The following is a 16565-nucleotide window of genomic DNA, read 5'->3' as shown; positions in this document are numbered from 1 at the left end:
GTATCCGGGTGGTGAGCCGTGATCAGCATTCCTCGGCGTCCGAGCGTTCGGCGAGCATGTCCAGCAGTCGGTGGGATTCCCGCCCCCAACCTGCCCCCGGTTCCCAGACCGGAGTGACCGTGGTTTCCGAACCGAACCGTCGCAGCACGCCTATTCCGGCGAGATGCCGCCCGTGCCGAGCGGTGCGGCGCATGTGCAACACCACGCGGATCGCCGCCGACAGCTGACTGTGCAGCGCATCGCGCTCCACTCCACCGTGCGCCGCCAGCGCCTCCATGCGCGCGGGCACCTCGGCGGGTGAGTTGGCGTGCACCGTACCCGCTCCGCCCTCGTGACCGGTGTTCAGGCAGTCGAGCAGTTCCCGGACCTCGGCGCCACGCGCCTCCCCCACCACGATGCGGTCCGGACGCATCCGCAGGGCCTGCCGCACGAGCTCGCTCATCCGAACCTGTCCGGTGCCCTCGACGTTGGGCGGACGTGCCACGAGCCGGACGAAGTGCGGGTGGGCAGGCCGGAGCTCCCGGGCCTCCTCGACGCACACGATGCGTTCGGTGCTCGGCACCTCACCCAGCAGCGCGCCGAGCAGGGTCGTCTTGCCCGAGCCGGTGCTGCCCGTGACCAGGAACGCCAGCCGGGAGGTGACGATCGAACGCAGCAGTGCGCAGATCTCGGAGTCGAACGCCGAAAGGCGACGGAGACTCGCCAAGTCGTGCGAGGTCTGGCGCAGCACCCGCAACGAGACGCAGGTTCCGTCGGCGGCCACCGGAGCGAGTACCGCGTGCAGTCGCACGGTGTTCCCCGTCGCGTTCTCGGGTAACCACCCGTCCACCCAGGGTTGCGCGTCGTCGAGTCTCCTCCCGGCTGCCAGGGCGAGTCGCTGGGCGAGTCTGCGCACCTCCTCTTCGTCCGCGAAACTCACCTCGGCGCGCTCCAGACCGTGACCGCGGTCCAACCACACCTCGTTCGGGCCACTGACCAGAACATCGGTGACGTCGGAACGATTCAGCAACGACTCCAGCGGTCCCGCCCCGAGGAACTCGCGGTGCAGCAGGCGGATCGTGCGAAGGACCTCGCCGTCGCCGAGTGGGGTTCCGGCCTCCTCCCGCACGGCGAGGGCTATGTCCCGCGAGGTCAGCCGTGCTCCTTCCGAGACCAGACGTGCCCGCACCCGGTTCGCCAACTCCTCGTCCACCCGTGCCCCGTCGGGCGTGCTCGGGTCTGCCGTGGAGTACCTCTCGGTGGACAGCGGCATCGATCCCACCTCCGTTCGGTGCGACGGCAGGGAGCTTCCCGTGCCGTGTCGTCGTCCGCACCGATCAGCCTGCTCCGGTTCGAGGAGTGGCGGCACCCCGGAGCTTCGGAGCTGGGGATAACCGAAGCAGCTGTGGACAACCACCCCTCGTCCATGACGGGAGCTCCTACGAGCACACGAGGCCGCCGCTGGTTCGAAGCGTCCCGGCCCGAGAAAGGCGATCGCGTGGCACCGATGCTCCATTCGTGTTAGGACTCTTCGCGGTACGAAGCGGTTACCGAGAACGGACTCCGCGACGGGGAGATCACGTGCGCCCGGGAGTGGGGAGGCGATGATCGGCGCGCGCCCACGACGAGCTCGGCGGACACACTCGCGTACCGGGCTCGGGAAGGACCGGTTCCGGGCGGTGGCGAACGGAGCCCACCGCGCACCGGTCCGAGCGGTTCGGCGAACCTCACACGACGAAGGTGGGAGTCAAGATGGACGAGCAGGGGTGGAAAACATCCGGCAACGACATCGTCGGACTGCTGACCCGCTACGGGGAACTGGCGGCGGAATTGGAGGAAACCGAGGAACCGGCACGTGCGGTGCTCCTCCGACACCGGTTGGCGGAGCTGGACGACGTCATCGACGCCCTGGCCGCGCGCGCCCACCAACCCGAGCACTGAGGCGTACGCCTCCGCGGTCCCTCACCGGAGGCACTCGTCCTCCCCGAAGGTTCCGCTTCAACGCGAGCACTCCTCGCTCCACGGGGAGTCGCGTTCCGAGGAAGCGCCGAACAGCGCTCCGCCGAACGAATCCGTCCGGTTGAGCGGAACCGGTCACGGGCCCCGAGTCGTTCTCCGCCGACGTACTCGCCGGCGACTCCGGACGTGGTACGGGCGGCCGCGGCTCGGTGCAGCGGGCGTGCGTGGACGAGCGCACCCGCCGTGCGGTTTCCTCCCACCAGGACTTCCGACGAACGGAGCGGTGACCCCCTCAGGGGTGTACGCCCAACATCGCCGCGGCCGTCCTGGACACCGGCGCGGGGTCCGATTCGTACGTCTCCACGGCGGGTCGCCCGCGTGGTTGGGGCGGTACCGGAACTTCCGAGTCGTGCACCGGTGCGCGTGCGAGCACGCGCTGAATCTCTCGCTCAGTCACCTCATGTGCACGCGCACTCACTTCCGTCACCTCTTCAGGGGTAAGCATCCCCCGAGCTGCCGTATCCGCGAGTTCCGAGCTGAACGCGGAGTGACGAGCCAGGACTCGGGCGATCTGGTCCACCATTTCGGAATCGACGGTTCCGGTGGCGGTTCGAACAACACTCTCGGCGATCGTGACATCCATGGGTCGCGGGTTGGAGCAGGAAGACTCGGACACCGCGAACCTCCTCCCGACAACTGTCCGAAATAGTCGTGGCCCCGGAAGGGATCCACAAGTGTGCGAACACGGAACACGACACCCCTGGTCGCATTCACGGGCTTCGCGCAAGAACTCTGCGGCGAGTTTACCGGCATTGCCCCGAAGTTTGCCGGATCAAATTCGACATCAACGAAAAAGAATCTTCACCGAAGATCGACAGCTCGCTTCACACCTGCTCGGAGGACCCATCGGCCTATCCGGCGTGCGAACCCGCCACGACGGGGTTAGGATGTCCGGCGAGTATCCGTGACCACGAAAGACTCCTGGGGGCCACCGGTGGGGTCACCGGAACGACGTCGCCCGCGAACACCTTCGGGAACACCACTGCGCCCCTGGTCGGGAGACATGTGTCCAGGGTGAGCACGCACCGGCAGCGAAAACGGGATCCGTCCTCGACTCGGCGCGACGAAGTCGAGAGCACCCGTACCGATTTTCCAGACGTGAGGAAGCGACTCACACGAGGGACGAACTGCCACCCGGACATGTATTCCGAATCGCAATCGAAAAGAGGCACGATTTTGACCGAATGAAATCGTGATCTTTATCCAGCTCTGACGAGGAGGAGCCGACGAAAGCCGAACACGTAACGTGGAACGGCCGTCGTGACGGCCGTTTCGGAACTCGTTGGGTCGGATGATCCGCTTCACCGGTCGTCGAACACGGACAGCACTACCACCGGGATCAACGCCGCCTGGGCTCGATCACGCCCCCGGGGCTCCCAGGCGGGACCGGACACCTCGTAGCGGAATCGTACAGCGGAACACGTTGGGCGGTCCTTCCTCCTAGGGGTCAGGGGCTTCCGGGAGGCGACCCACACCGCCGACGGCATCCGAGCGGGGCGAGTTCCTCGCCGCTACCGGGAATCCCCTGTTCGGACGGACTCATCGGCACTCCCGTCGAGAGCCCGGAGCAACTTCCGAGCGGCGCGCACCGGTGGTCGGTGCCCACCGAGCCGAACCCCGCAGAGTCCGAACCGGTCGATGAGGGCGGGTAGTCCCCGGTCGGTTCGCATCGTGGTGAGCACCTCCAGCCCCACGGCCCGGTGCACGTCGGTCACGCGCAGCCCACCCGGAGCAGGACCCCGCACGACGGCCCGCACCGGTCCGGGCACGGCGTCTCCCAGGGCATTCAGCACACCGGCCGCCGCCGCACAGGCTCGTATCTCGGCAGGTACCACCATCACCGTGAGGTCGGCCCCGCGCAGCACCGCCAGCGTGGTCTCGTCCCGGTTCCGGGGCAGATCGCACACCACGGTCTGCCCCGCCCTGCGGGCCGCGTCGAGGACGGCCCGAACCGACTCGGCCGTCATACCGTGCTGGGCCTTTTCCCTTGCGCAGCTCAACGTGGATATCTCGCCGGAGCCGAGCCGCCGTGAGGGGAGTGCCTCGCGCAACGCGGTCACCGTGAACCTGCCGCTTCCGACCGAAAGCTCAGACCACCGCAACCCCGAGGCGTGCTCCTCCCCCAGTACCAGGTCCAGCCCACCACCCAACGCGTCGCAGTCGAGCAGGGTGCAGCTTCTGCCCGTACGAGCGGCGAGCACCGCCGTGACGGCGGCCAGCACGGAGGCCCCGGCGCCACCGCTGCCGCCGAGCACCGCGAGTACTTTCCCCTCGCCGAACGCACTCTCCTCCGTCAGTTCGGTCAGCAGCCCCACCAGCCGTTGTTCCTCGGAGGCCAGCTCCATCGCGTACTGCGCTCCACCGTGAAAGGCCGTGCGCCAGAACTCCGGTTCCGCCTCCGCCGTCACCAGCACCAGTCCGGGACGAGATGGAAGCCCGGCCGCGAGGCAGCGCCGCAGCGCTCGCACGTCCAGCAGCACCAACGGCGCCTCGTGCCAAGCTCGCCCCACCGTGTCCGCTTCGGCGGCCCGACGCGTCTCGCACCCCGCGGCCGCGGCTATCCCGGCCAGCTCCTCCGCGAGGTCGGGGTCCTCGGTAACGATCAGCGGTTCTCCCGCCATCCCGGTACACCTCCGGTCGGGTCGTGCCGCCCCGGGGGACGAGCTCTGCCGGCGAGGTGTGACGTGGAACCGCCACGCTCGCCCCTTCACCGCTTCACCATGTAGCCGGGCGTGAGCGGGATGCCAGAGCGCGAACGACGAGCTGTGGACCGCTGGAGGACTCGTGGACGAAACGAGGAGGCCGAATGAGGGGCGGCCCTCGCCAGGGGGGAGGGACGAGGGCCGCCAGTGGTTCAGCCCCGGGGGGTCGGGCTGAACTGTCCGGTGCACCGGACAGTCTCCACTGTATCGCTCATCCTCCAGCTGACGCGTTGCGTCCATTAGGGGGAACATGGTCCCCCGGAAACCTGCATTCGCACTAACCGAACCGTTCACGTGCAACTGTATTTGCACGTAACGTGGCTAAAGAACAGCCAATTCGTTCACTCGAACGAGTGCCTTGGCATGAGGGAAGCCGCCGGCACACGACGCGGGCCCGGAACGCGGCGGCGGACCACACCACGAACCCCATCCGGCCGCACGGGACACGGACAGGCATCCGACTGGCACGCCCACGAGCGGTACGGCGCTTATGCTGGCGGGGTGACCCAGTCCGAGCATCCTGCCGAGAACCACGAGCGGCGCGGAGCGGCGTTCTTCGACCTGGACAGAACCATCATCGCGAGGTCGAGCACGCTCGCGTTCAGCAAGCCGTTCTTCCGGGAAGGGCTCATCAACCGCAGGGCCGTGCTGAAAAGCACCTACGCGCAGTTCATGTTCATGCTCGCCGGCGCCGACAGTGACCAGATGGAACGGATGCGGCAGCACCTGACCTCGCTGTGCGAGGGCTGGGACGTCGAGCAGGTCGACGCGATCGTCGAGGAGACGCTGCACGACATCGTCGACCCGCTGGTCTACCGGGAGGCCACTCAGCTCATCTCCGAGCACCGGGCCGAGAACGACGAAGTGGCGGTGCTCTCCGCCTCCGGCGAGGAGATCGTGGCCCCCATAGCCAAGCTGCTCGGTGTCACGAGCTGGGCGAGCAGCCGGATGCGGATCGAGGACGGGCGCTACACCGGGGAGCTGGAGTTCTACTGCACCGGCGCGGAGAAGGCGCGCGCGGCGGCCGAGATCGCGGAACGCGGAGGATACCGCCTGTCGGACTGCCACGCCTACTCGGACTCGATCACCGATCTGCCGCTGCTGGAGCTGGTGGGGCATCCGACCGTGGTCAACCCGGATCGGGGCCTGCGCAAGGAGGCGGTGCAACGCGGTTGGCCCGCCCTGGTGTTCGAACACCCGGTATCACTGCGGGCCCGCTTCCCCACTCCCTCGGCGACCGCCGTCACCACGGCCGCCCTGGGACTGGGGGCCACCGCCGCCGGGGTGGCCTACGGACTGTGGTGGCGCCGGCGCGGCCGCGGGTGACACCTCCGAAGGGGCCATCGGCGGACACTCCGGAGTACGCGGGCCCCACCGGCCCCGGTTCACCGAACAGCACCGAGCGAATGATCTCGCACCGGGGCTTGCGGCAACTCGCGGTGCGGTCTACAAAGGAAGTACGGACCCCTGGTTGGCCAGGGACGTCACGGAGGAGAAGCGGCGTCCCCCCGACAGGGCTCCGGGGCGCGATGGCGGGAACCCACGCGCAGCCGCTGAATAAAGGCACAGTCGTTCTCAGGGTTGCGTACCGGGACGCCGGACGCCGAGCCCGCAGGATACGACAGCGAACACACGCTTGGTAACCCGCAGGTTCGCGCCGGGAGTGGCGCTCGTCAGGCGAACTGGCGGGCGCCACCATCATGTACGGGGGCGAGCACGTGTGAATCCCGGACTCGGCCTCCGGGTTCGAAGAAACCTCCGGAACGCCTCTGCCGAGGACCGAGCGGCGCCCCCTCACGAACAACGACGGGCTCCCGCCGATCGACGACGCCCCGCGTGCCGGGCCGAGGCTCACGCCGCTGGGAACGCCGGCGCGAAGGGCGGCGACGCGGCGCGTGACTTTGACTACACTACGCAGCGTGGGTAACTTGCGAAGCCGACCCGCATCCGGTGGGACACCCACGGTTCTCCCCGCCGCCGCAGAACCACCGACGGCCGCCACCGGCGAATCGAGTTTCCGAAGAACGGGAGCCTCCTCGTGGCAGCGATATTCGGCAGACGCCGCCTCGGTACGATCGCGCTGGGAACGGCCACGCTGGGGACGTTGGCGGCCGCGGACGGGACCGGCGAACGCGGCGAGCGGAGAAGGGGCCACTCCGCACGTGCCGACCCCGTGCCACCGCCCCGAACGACCGAGTGGGCGCTGCGCACGCTCCGGAACATGTCGCTGCGGCAGAAGGTCGGGCAGCTCTTCGTCACGGTGGTCTACGGGGCCGACGCGGACGCGGCGCACCCCACCAACCGCGCTGAGTACGGAGTGGCCAGCCCCGCCGAGGTGGTGCGGCGGTACCTGCTCGGCGGTGTCATCCACTTCTCCTGGACCGACAGCCTGCACGATCCCGGCCAGATCGCCGAGCTCTCGAACGGGCTGCAACGCGCCGCGAGTGGCTCCGGAGCGGGCATCCCGCTCACCATCGCCACCGACCAGGAACAGGGCGCCGTCACCCGAATAAGCGAGCCCGCCACGGTGCTGCCGGGCAACATGGCGCTGGGAGCGGCGCGGGACCCCCGCCTGGCGAGCCGGGCGGCGCGCATCACAGGCCGGGAACTGCGCGCCATGGGCTTCACCCAGAACTTCGCACCGGTCGGCGACGTCAACGTCAATCCGGAGAACCCGGTCATCGGGGTGCGCTCCTTCGCCTCCGATCCCGAGCTGGCCGCGGCGCTGACCCGTGCCCAGGTGCGCGGCTACCAGTGGAACGCCACCGCGCGGAACGCGATCTCGGCCACCGCCAAGCACTTCCCCGGCCACGGCGACACCAGTGTGGACAGCCACACCGACCTCCCCGTGATCGACCACGACGAACGACAGTGGCGGCGCCTGGACGCGCCACCGTTCCGCGCCGCCGTCGAAGAGGGCGTCGACGCCGTGATGACGGGGCACCTGAAGTTCCCCGGGTTGGACCCCTCGGGGGAACCAGCCACGCTGTCCCCCCGGATCATCACCGGGCTGCTCCGCCAGGAGCTCGGTTTCGAGGGCGTGGTGGTCACCGACTCGCTGCGGATGGAAGGGGTGCACAAGCTACACCCCGCCGAGGAGATCCCCGTGCTGGCCCTGGAGGCCGGCGCCGACCAGCTGTTGATGCCGGAGAACCTGCCCTCGGCGATCGAGTCGGTGATCGGGGCCGTACGCTCCGGGAGACTGTCCGAACGGGACGTGGACCGCAGCGTGCTGCGGATACTGAGCATGAAGGACCGACGTGGAAGCGTGTCGAACCCGCTGGTGGACACCGGGGCGGTGGGACGGCGGGTCGGCACGCCCCGTCATCGGCGGCAGGCGCTGCGGATCACCGACGACACCGTCACGGTGTTGCGCGACGACGCCGGGACGCTGCCGCTTGGACCCGAGGTCGGCAGCGTGTTCGTCACCGGCTGGGGCGAAACGACCACCGCCGCGCTGGCCGCTGAGCTCGAACGACTTCGGCCGCGAACGGAAACGCTGCACACCGGTGATTCCCCGGACAGCGGGATGATCATCGAGGCGGTCGAGAGCGCGGGGCGGCACGACGTGACGATCGTGCTGACCAACGGAGCCTGGCGGGATTCCGGGGGCGCGCAGCGCGAACTGCTACGAGCGCTGGGCAGCTCGGGAAAACCCGTGATCGCCGTGGCGGTGCGCGACCCCTACGATGCCGCCTGCGTCGACGACGTCCACGTCTGGCTGGCCACCTACTCCTACCGGAAGATCTCGATGGAGTCGCTGGTGCGCGTGCTGTTCGGGCGGGTCTCACCCACCGGCAGGCTGCCGGTCCCGGTACCCGAACCGGACCGGCCCGACCGCGAGCGCTACCGCTTCGGACACGGAATCACCTGGTGAGGTAGTCACGATGAACGAGCTGGACCGCAGGAGATTCCTGTTCTCCACTGCCGTGACCGCTCCGATGCTCGGACTCACCGGCGCCTCGGCCGCCGGTACCGAGCGGGGCCCGGAAGGCCGCGGCGGGAGTCGTGCCGTGCGGACTGGGGCGGACGAGCTCGCAGCCGAGGGATGGCACCGCCTGCGGGGACTCCGGGTGGGCGTGATCGCCAACCCGACCTCCGTGCTCACCCGCCCCGCGGCGGGGCTGCCACACGTCGTCGACGACATGCACGCCGCCGACGGGGTACGGGTGGCGGCGGCCTTCGGACCGGAACACGGCTTCCGGGGCACCGCCCAGGCCGGAGGATCGGAAGGCGATCACACCGACCCGCGCACCGGCATCGCCGTGTACGACACCTACGGGTCCGACGTGGCGGAACTGGCCGGGATGCTGCGGCAGGCCTCGATCGAGCGGCTGGTGTTCGACATCGCCGACGTCGGAACCCGCTTCTACACCTACATCTGGACGATGTACACCGCGATGCGCGCGGCGGTGCGTGTCGGAGTGCCGTTCACGGTGCTGGACCGGCCGAACCCGCTGGGTGGATTCGCCGCCGGACCGGTGCTGCACCCGGCGTTCGCCTCCGGCGTGGGTGAGCTGCCGATCGCGCAGCGGCACGGCATGACCGTCGGCGAGCTGGCACGCATGTTCGACGGTGAGTTCCTACCCGACCAGGAGGGCGGGCGGCTGCCCGGACTGGACGTGGTGGAGACCTCCGGCTGGTCGCGCGAGCACACGTTCGACGAGACCGGACTGCCCTGGACACCGCCGAGCCCGAACATGCCCACCCCGGACACGGCGCGTGTCTATCCCGGAACCGGAATGTTCGAGGGAACCTTGTTCTCCGAGGGGCGGGGCACCACCAGACCGTTCGAGATCGTCGGCGCGCCCGGGGTCGACTGGCGCTGGGCGGAGCGGCTCAACTCGGTCGGACCGGCCGGTGCGTACTTCCAGGAGACCTACTTCGTACCGACGTTCTCCAAGCACCGCGACACCACCTGCGGTGGGGTTCTGGTACGCCGCACCGAAACGGCGGAGTTCGACGCGATCAGCACGGCGGTGACGATGCTCGTGCAGGCGAGGCGGCTTTACCCGGACGTGTTCGGGTGGCGGCCGGACAACTGGATCGACAAGCTCACCGGTTCCGCCCGACTGCGCGAGATGACCGACGCCGGAGCCGACACCGCCGAGATCGTCGGGGCCTGGGAAGAGGAGCTGGCCGAGTTCCGCCGCAGGCGCCGCCCCTACCTGCTGTACCGCTGACCGGGCACGCCGAAGGTGGAGAAGCCCGGGAGAACACCCGTGGACCCCGAGCCGAGAACCCCGAAGCCGTGAGGTGAGGATGCGCAATCCGATGCTGGTGACGGCCCTGCTGTCGATGCTGACCGTGACGACCTGCGCGTCCGCCCCCGCACCAGAGGTCAGGGGCGGTGGCCGCTTCGACCTGCCGCATCAGGGGTTCTCCCCCTCCGACACGCGACTGCGGGAGGCCTCGCCCCGCGAGGCCGGGCTCGCGCCGACTCCCATCCGGGAAGCCACCGCGCGGATCGCGGAGTGGACCGAAACCACCCCGGAACGCGAGCACCCGATGTACGCGGGCGCGGTGAGCCTGCTGGCACACGACGGTCTGGTGGTCAGTCACGAGGCCGCGGGCTACGAACTGCGCTACGCGGACGGGAAGGGCACACAGCTCCCACCGGAACGCAGGGAGAAAGTCGCTCCGGACACGATCTTCGACCTCGCTTCGATGACCAAGCTGTTCACCTCCGTCGCGGTGCTCCAGCAGGTCGAGCGGGGTCGCGTCGGACTGGACGTGCCGGTGGCCGAGTACCTGCCCGAGTTCGGCGACCACGGCAAGTCCGGGATCACGGTTCGCCAGCTGCTGACGCACACCTCCGGGCTGCAGTCGGTGGTGAGGTTGTGGGAACTGCCCGCCGAGCGGCGCATACCGCACGTGATGGACCTCGAACCGGTCACCGAGCCGGGCAGCGCGTACAACTACTCGGACCCGAACATGATCGTGCTCGGTGAACTCCTGGAACGGGTCACCGGACGACGGTTGGACCGGGTGGTGGCACGTGGGATCACCGAACCGCTGGGGATGGCGGACACGGGTTACCGGCCACCGCGCTCGAAGCTGCACCGGACAGCGGCCACGGAGTTCCAGAGTGATCCGCCACGCGGGATGGTCCACGGCCGGGTGCACGACGAGAACGCCTGGTCACTGGGGGGAATAGCCGGTCACGCGGGGATCTTCTCCACGGCTCGGGACCTGGCCGTGCTGGGGCAGGCGATCCTCAACGGCGGGACGTACGGCGGCGAACGCATCCTCAGCGAGCACAGCGTGGAGCTGATGCTGACCGACCACAACACCGAGTTCCCCGAGCACTCGCACGGGCTCGGCTTCGAGCTGGAGCAGCGCTGGTACATGGCGGGGCTCACGAGCCCGCGCGGCGCGGGGCACACCGGCTACACGGGGACCTCGATGGTGCTCGATCCACGATCGCGCTCGATGGCGATCCTGTTGACGAACCGCGTGCACCCCTCGCGGGAGTGGGGGTCCAACAACCCGGCGCGGGTGGCACTGGCGCAGGGGCTGGCCCGCTCCATGGCCGTCGAGCCGCGCCACGGCCCGACCGCCTGGTTCACCGGTGGCGGAACGGCCCACGGGGAAACCACGCTGACCACCGAGCCCGTCCGGGCGGACTCTCCCCTCCGGGTCTCGTTCGAGACCTTCGTCGACACCCAGCGGAATCCGGACGGCGTGGACCGGTTGCGCCTGGAGTACAGCCACGACGGCGGGAGCTCCTGGCACGTGGTGCGGATGCACACCAGGGGCCCCGGCTCACCTCGGCGTCCCGTGACCGAGCTGGCCGGTTCCGGTCACCGCGCCTGGTGGCGGGTGCGCGGCACCGTTCCGGAGGGCCGCGCCGGGGAGGCGCTGGTGCGGTGGCGCTTCACCCCCGACGAGCGCTACGTGGGCAGGGGGGTCTACCTGGACGGCATCAGGATCTCCGCGCACGGGCGGACGGTGCTCGACGGCGAGGCCGACGCGCACCGGCTGCGCGGGGCGGGCTTCCTGGTTGCGCAGCGCTGATCAGCGGCCGTTTCGGACGACCCCGGGGCCGCGCCGTCGCCGCCCCACGCGTGGTTCGGACGGCCGCCCGCGCCGGGCGAACACGATTCCGTTCGGCACGGGCACTCGGAGTGTTTTCGCGGTAGCGTCGCCGATGTCGACTGTGCACCCGGCAGGAAGGAGAGCGCGTTGTCAGTCATTCCGCAGGACCTCGAGGACATCCTGAGCAAGAGGTCGTTCGCCCACATCGCCACGATCGGCCCGAGCGGGGAACCGCAGTCCAGTCCGGTGTGGATCGACTGGGACGGGCAGTACCTCAAGTTCAGCCAGACCACCACCCGCCAGAAGTACCGGAACCTGCAACGGGAGCCGCGCCTGGCGGTGTCCGCGCTCGACCCGGAACAGCCCTACCGCTACCTCGAGGTCCGCGGCAGGGTCGCGCGGGTGGAGGACGACCCGGACCGGGCGTTCATCAACCGGATGGCCAAGAAATACATGGACGCCGACGAGTACCCCTACGACCAGCCTGGGGACCACCGGGTGATCGTCTACGTCCAGCCGGAGCACACCACCCGGATGTGAAGCAGCCGCGCGGCCGGTGGAAACGGCTCGACCGACGGCCGGGGGACCGCCTACGATCCGCGCATGGCGGATCCCGGAACGGACTTCGAGGCGGTCGTCGCGCACGAACTGGAACTGCTCGATCCCGGGGTGCGCGGCGATCCCGAAGCCGTGCGGGCGCTGCTGAGCGAGGAGTTCACGGAGTTCGGCGCTTCCGGACGGGCCTGGGACCGCGACACGATCACCACGGCCATCGGCTCCGAACCCTCGGAGCCGATCACGGCCGCGGCGTTGCGACCGGTGCGGCTCGGCGCCGACGCCGTCCTGCTGACCTACACGGCGCACCTGGGGGGGCGTGACGACGCTTCGCAGTTCGGTGTGGGCCAGAGAGGACGACGGCTGGCGACTGCTGCACCACCGGGGAACCCCGTGCCCCGGGCGGACCGGGGAGCCGGGGGCGCTCCGGGGGTGAACGGCGCGGGTGTCCGGCCGTCGGAGCTCCTCGGCGACCGCTGAACCCGCCACGCGGAGTAACTTCCTCGGAAGAGCAGCGGAAACCGGCCCGGTTGGCATAGTCTGACCGTGGCGGAGGTGGCAGCGCTCGCGCCCGCCACCGCGTTTGACCGAGCAACAGTGATGTTAGTAACTTTCCAACATGGCCACTCCTCACGAATCCGGCATCGAATCCGGTGAGCACAGCCCTCTCGTCCGGATTCGTTCGCTGCTGCCCGGACTGGCCCGGGCCGAGCAGCGGGTGGCCCGAATAGTGCTCGCCGACCCCTCCTCGATCGCGCATCGCAGCATCACCGACGTGGCCGAGGCCGCCGAGACGAGCGAGACCACCGTTACGCGGTTCTGCAAGGCCGTCGGGGTCAGCGGCTATCCCGAACTCCGCATCGCGCTGGCCGCCGACACCGCGCGCACGACCAGCCGGGATCGGGATCTGGGCAGCGAGATCTCCGAGACGGACGACATCACCCAAATAGTCGACAAAATCGGCTACGCGGACGCGAGGGCCGTGGAGGAGACCGCGGAACAGCTCGACGTCGCCACGCTGCGCTCCCTGGTCGACGCTGTCGCACAGGCGCGCCGGATCGACGTCTACGGGGTCGGCGCCAGCGGTTTCGTCGCGTTCGACCTACAACAGAAACTGCACCGCATAGGTCTGACCTGCTTCGCCTGGCCCGACACGCACAACGCGCTGACCTCGGCGGCGATCCTGCGCCCCGGGGACGTGGCCATCGGCGTCTCGCACACCGGGGCCACCACCGAGACCGTGGAGGTGCTGCGCGAAGCCAGGGGACGCGGCGCCACGACGGCCGCGATCACGAACTTCGAACGTTCCCCGGTCACCGAGATCGTCGATCTGGTCCTGACCACCGCCGCCCGCGAGACCACCTACCGCTCCGGAGCCATGGCCAGCAGGATCGCCCAGCTGACCGTGATCGACTGCCTGTTCGTGGGGGTCGCCCAGCGCCACATCGACGAGGCGAAGACCGCACTGCAGGCCACCTTCCAAGCTGTCGGCAACCACCGGCTACGAGTGCGCCCCGACCGGCGCAGACACCGGGAGGAGGGGCGGTGAACCGAAACGGTGCTCCTCACCACTCCCCGGCGGGGTGGCCCCTGCCACGCGGGGACCACACCGCCCACGAGGAGCCGCCCACCGAGCGGAGGAATCCGCACACCACCGACATCGACCTGCTGAACACCCTGGACCTGCTGCAACGCCTCAACGCCGAGGACCGCTCGGTGCCGGAGGCGGTCGGCAGGGCCCTGCCCGAGCTCGCGCACGCCGTGGACCTCGCGGTGGCGGCGCTGCGGTCCGGCGGCAGGGTCCACTACGTCGGCGCCGGAACCTCGGGGCGCCTGGCGGTGCTCGACGCCGCCGAACTCGTCCCCACCTTCAACACACCCGGGGACTGGTTCGTGCCGCACCTCGCCGGTGGCGAACCAGCACTGTACGAAGCGGTGGAGAACGCCGAGGACGACGCGGGCGCCGGAGCGGCGGCGATCGAGGAGAGCGCGGCCGCCGGTGACTTCGTGATGGGGCTGGCCGCCTCCGGGGGCACCCCCTACGTGCTGGGCGCGCTGGAAGCCGCCGGACGGATCGGCGCCGGAACCGGCCTGGTCTCCGCCAATCCGCGGTGCCGGGCGATCGCCCTGGTCGACGCGGCGATCACGGTGGACACCGGGCCGGAACCGGTCACCGGTTCCACCAGGATGAAGGCGGGGACGGCCCAGAAGCTGGTGCTGACCTCGTTCTCCACCGCGGTCATGGTGCGGCTGGGACACACCTACTCCAACCTGATGGTCAGCATGGTGGCCACCAACGCCAAGCTGCGGGCCCGAACCGTGCGCATCCTCCGGGAGGCCACCGGGGCCTCGGTGGAAACCTGCGAACTGGCGCTGCACGAGACCGGCGGCGAGCTCAAGACCGCCCTGGTGCACCTGCTGGCCGAGGTGGATGTGGCCAGCGCCTCGACAGCGCTGGCCGAAGCCGACGGCTACGTGCGCGAGGCGCTGCGTGCGCTGCGCTCCTGACCGGCCCGTCGCTGCCGGACTCGGCGGGGACAATCCGAGAGAAGCGGGAGGACGCCCCGACGGACTCACTCGTGCACGGGCAGCTCGTAGATCCGGCGCACGCTGGTCCCGAGCTCACCGATGTCGGCGCCGTAGACGTGCAGCGAGATGGCCGTTCCGGTACCGCAGTTGCGGACGAGGTGGATATCGCCGGGCGGGGCGAAGCCGCAGGTCTCACCCTCGTGATTGGTGACCAGCCTGCCGGGGACCAGGTAGGCGCCCTCCTCGGAGTCGCACAGCCGGTAGTGTTGCTCACTCTCGGCTCCCTGGTAGACACCGGTGACGCACCAGGCGACGTGGTCGTGGATCGGGGTCTGCTGCCCCGGCAGCCAGACCAGCGCGACCACGGAGAAACTCGCGTCCGGTTCCACGTGCAGCACGTGCTGCAGGTAGCGCTCCGGGTCGCCGCGCCGCTGCTGCTCGGTAAGCAGCCCGGGCACACCGAGGAACGGACGCAGCGCCTCCTGGACCAGCTCGGCGGTGTGCGCCTGGCTCGTCCCCTGGCGCACGCGGTCACGGATCGCGTCCGTGAGCTCGGTCAACCGCTGACTCGGCTGTTCGATCCGCATGGTGGTCATGTCGAAACCATGCACAGCGAGGTCGGACCGGGTCGACCACCGGATTCTTTGGTGGGGGCCAACGGGACTTATAGCCGCACGAAACGAGCCCGACGACCGGAGGCCGGTGTGATCGCCACCACTCCCCTGCCGCCGGCCACCGCTGGGTTCGTGCGGGCTGCCCACGGGGCGGGAGCGGGCACGGAGGCTCCGTCGGACGGGCCGGGGCGGTCTCGGCGCGGGAGCCGCGTCAGCTCCCGACGGCCATCTCCGCACCGATCCGCCCGAAGGTCTCCAGCATCAGCGCGGTGGCCGGTATCCGGTGCTGTTCCCACAACGCGTACGCCGTCACCCTGCGGTGGGGCAACCCGGCCACGGGCCTGCCGACCACGTCGGGGTGGCGCAGGAAGGACAGCACCAGCGCGGGCATCAGCGCGATCCCCACCCCGGCGGCGACCAGCCCCTGCACCGCGAGGTTGTCGTCCGTGGTGAACGCGATGTCCGGCTCGAACCCGGCGGCCTCGCAGGACCGCAGGAAGTGGTCGCGGCATCTGGGACAGCCCGCGATCCAACGCTGCCCGGCCAGCTCCTCCAGCGCCACGGAGTCGCGGTCGGCCAGCGGGTGCGCCACCGGAAGCACCGCCACCATCGGGTCGTCCAGCACGTCGGTGCCGGTGATGTCGGCCGCGGCGGGCTCCTCGGTACCGGGATAGCTGAAGGCCAGCGCGACATCGCACTCCCCCCTGCGCAGCGCCTCCAGCGAATCGGGCGGTTCCGCTTCGCTGAGCCGGATGCGCAGCTCGGGGTGGTGCTCGGTGACGCGCGCGACAGCGCTGGGCACCAGCGTGGCGCTGGCGCTGGGGAAGGCGCACAACCGGATGCTGCCCCGCCGCAGCTCGCGGACCGCGGCGATCTTGTTCTCGGCGGCGGTGAGGTCCTCGACCACCGAATCGGCGTGCCCGGCCAGTATCCGGCCCGCCTCGGTGAGCTCCAGCCCGCCGCTCGCTCGCAGGAAAAGCGGGGTCTCCAGCACCCGCTCCAGGGCGCGCATCTGCTGGCTCACGGCGGGCTGGCTGTAACCGAGGTTGCGTGCCGCCGCCGTGTAGGAACCGGTACGCACCACCTCGTGGAACACGCCGATATAACGAGGATCGACCATTCCCGCAGC

At 69.8% G+C, this 16565-nt stretch carries 13 protein-coding genes; 9 read left to right on the top strand and 4 right to left on the bottom strand.

All coding sequences use genetic code 11. The annotated features are described in order from the left end of the window. Window positions 1-22 precede the first annotated feature (22 nt). Complete coding sequence (locus tag BLQ75_RS20895; protein ID WP_092604379.1) at window positions 23-1252, bottom strand: TadA family conjugal transfer-associated ATPase; 1230 nt, start codon at window positions 1250-1252, stop codon at window positions 23-25. A gap of 479 nt (window positions 1253-1731) precedes the next feature. On the opposite strand from BLQ75_RS20895, the gene BLQ75_RS20890 reads away from it, so the two are divergent. Continuing rightward, window positions 1732-1920, top strand: a complete 189-nt coding sequence (locus BLQ75_RS20890; protein ID WP_092604378.1) for a hypothetical protein — start codon at window positions 1732-1734, stop codon at window positions 1918-1920. A gap of 1589 nt (window positions 1921-3509) precedes the next feature. Here BLQ75_RS20890 and ssd read toward each other — a convergent pair. Then, complete coding sequence (gene ssd, locus BLQ75_RS20880) at window positions 3510-4619, bottom strand: septum site-determining protein Ssd (protein WP_092604376.1); 1110 nt, start codon at window positions 4617-4619, stop codon at window positions 3510-3512. Between the two features lie 582 nt (window positions 4620-5201). Between ssd and BLQ75_RS20875 the strand changes: the two genes are divergently transcribed. The 8 genes from BLQ75_RS20875 (at window position 5202) to BLQ75_RS20840 (ending at window position 14801) form a co-directional block, all read left to right on the top strand. Beyond that, window positions 5202-6026 carry an HAD family hydrolase gene (locus BLQ75_RS20875; RefSeq protein ID WP_244515817.1) on the top strand — a complete coding sequence of 275 codons (825 nt, stop codon included), beginning with the start codon at window positions 5202-5204 and terminating at the stop codon, window positions 6024-6026. Window positions 6027-6738: 712 nt separating this feature from the next. Next, window positions 6739-8577, top strand: coding sequence for a glycoside hydrolase family 3 protein (locus tag BLQ75_RS20870; RefSeq protein WP_244515815.1), 1839 nt, complete (start codon window positions 6739-6741; stop codon window positions 8575-8577). Between the two features lie 10 nt (window positions 8578-8587). Next, window positions 8588-9883, top strand: coding sequence for an exo-beta-N-acetylmuramidase NamZ family protein (locus BLQ75_RS20865; RefSeq protein WP_092604374.1), 1296 nt, complete (start codon window positions 8588-8590; stop codon window positions 9881-9883). A gap of 79 nt (window positions 9884-9962) precedes the next feature. Beyond that, window positions 9963-11717, top strand: a complete 1755-nt coding sequence (locus BLQ75_RS20860) for a serine hydrolase (protein ID WP_092604373.1) — start codon at window positions 9963-9965, stop codon at window positions 11715-11717. 168 nt (window positions 11718-11885) lie between these two features. Further along, a complete protein-coding gene (locus BLQ75_RS20855) occupies window positions 11886-12278 on the top strand; it encodes a PPOX class F420-dependent oxidoreductase (RefSeq protein WP_043569320.1) in 393 nt (130 codons plus the stop codon). Window positions 12279-12341: 63 nt separating this feature from the next. Beyond that, window positions 12342-12773: a nuclear transport factor 2 family protein gene (locus tag BLQ75_RS20850; RefSeq protein WP_211481518.1), complete on the top strand. Its 432-nt coding sequence runs from the start codon at window positions 12342-12344 to the stop codon at window positions 12771-12773. A 139-nt stretch (window positions 12774-12912) separates the two neighbouring features. Further along, window positions 12913-13842, top strand: coding sequence for a MurR/RpiR family transcriptional regulator (locus BLQ75_RS20845; RefSeq protein ID WP_092604372.1), 930 nt, complete (start codon window positions 12913-12915; stop codon window positions 13840-13842). Window positions 13843-13883: 41 nt separating this feature from the next. Further along, window positions 13884-14801 carry an N-acetylmuramic acid 6-phosphate etherase gene (locus tag BLQ75_RS20840; protein WP_092604428.1) on the top strand — a complete coding sequence of 306 codons (918 nt, stop codon included), beginning with the start codon at window positions 13884-13886 and terminating at the stop codon, window positions 14799-14801. 65 nt (window positions 14802-14866) lie between these two features. On the opposite strand, the gene BLQ75_RS20835 is transcribed toward BLQ75_RS20840, so the two are convergent. Together BLQ75_RS20835 and BLQ75_RS20830 are read right to left on the bottom strand one after the other, a co-directional pair. Then, window positions 14867-15418 carry a cysteine dioxygenase family protein gene (locus BLQ75_RS20835; RefSeq protein ID WP_244515814.1) on the bottom strand — a complete coding sequence of 184 codons (552 nt, stop codon included), beginning with the start codon at window positions 15416-15418 and terminating at the stop codon, window positions 14867-14869. 229 nt (window positions 15419-15647) lie between these two features. After that, the gene (locus BLQ75_RS20830; RefSeq protein WP_092604426.1) at window positions 15648-16556 is read right to left on the bottom strand and encodes a LysR family transcriptional regulator; all 909 of its coding nucleotides are present in this window, start codon (window positions 16554-16556) and stop codon (window positions 15648-15650) included. Between the last annotated feature and the right edge of the window lie 9 nt (window positions 16557-16565).

Source organism: Actinopolyspora xinjiangensis, assembly GCF_900104475.1.
GTDB lineage: Bacteria > Actinomycetota > Actinomycetes > Mycobacteriales > Pseudonocardiaceae > Actinopolyspora > Actinopolyspora xinjiangensis.
Note: the sequence above shows the minus strand (reverse complement) of the source record. Positions and strands in the feature narration are given on the sequence as shown.

What these genes read in the sequence shown, in the direction of transcription:
- BLQ75_RS20890 (WP_092604378.1), top strand. Translation starts at nt 1,732, where the DNA reads ATGGACGAGCAGGGGTGGAAAACATCCGGCAACGACATCGTCGGACTG.
- ssd (WP_092604376.1), bottom strand. Translation starts at nt 4,619, where the DNA reads ATGGCGGGAGAACCGCTGATCGTTACCGAGGACCCCGACCTCGCGGAG.
- BLQ75_RS20865 (WP_092604374.1), top strand. Translation starts at nt 8,588, where the DNA reads ATGAACGAGCTGGACCGCAGGAGATTCCTGTTCTCCACTGCCGTGACC.
- BLQ75_RS20835 (WP_244515814.1), bottom strand. Translation starts at nt 15,418, where the DNA reads ATGACCACCATGCGGATCGAACAGCCGAGTCAGCGGTTGACCGAGCTC.
- BLQ75_RS20830 (WP_092604426.1), bottom strand. Translation starts at nt 16,556, where the DNA reads ATGGTCGATCCTCGTTATATCGGCGTGTTCCACGAGGTGGTGCGTACC.
- BLQ75_RS20895 (WP_092604379.1), bottom strand. Translation starts at nt 1,252, where the DNA reads ATGCCGCTGTCCACCGAGAGGTACTCCACGGCAGACCCGAGCACGCCC.
- BLQ75_RS20860 (WP_092604373.1), top strand. Translation starts at nt 9,963, where the DNA reads ATGCGCAATCCGATGCTGGTGACGGCCCTGCTGTCGATGCTGACCGTG.
- BLQ75_RS20850 (WP_211481518.1), top strand. Translation starts at nt 12,342, where the DNA reads ATGGCGGATCCCGGAACGGACTTCGAGGCGGTCGTCGCGCACGAACTG.
- BLQ75_RS20845 (WP_092604372.1), top strand. Translation starts at nt 12,913, where the DNA reads ATGGCCACTCCTCACGAATCCGGCATCGAATCCGGTGAGCACAGCCCT.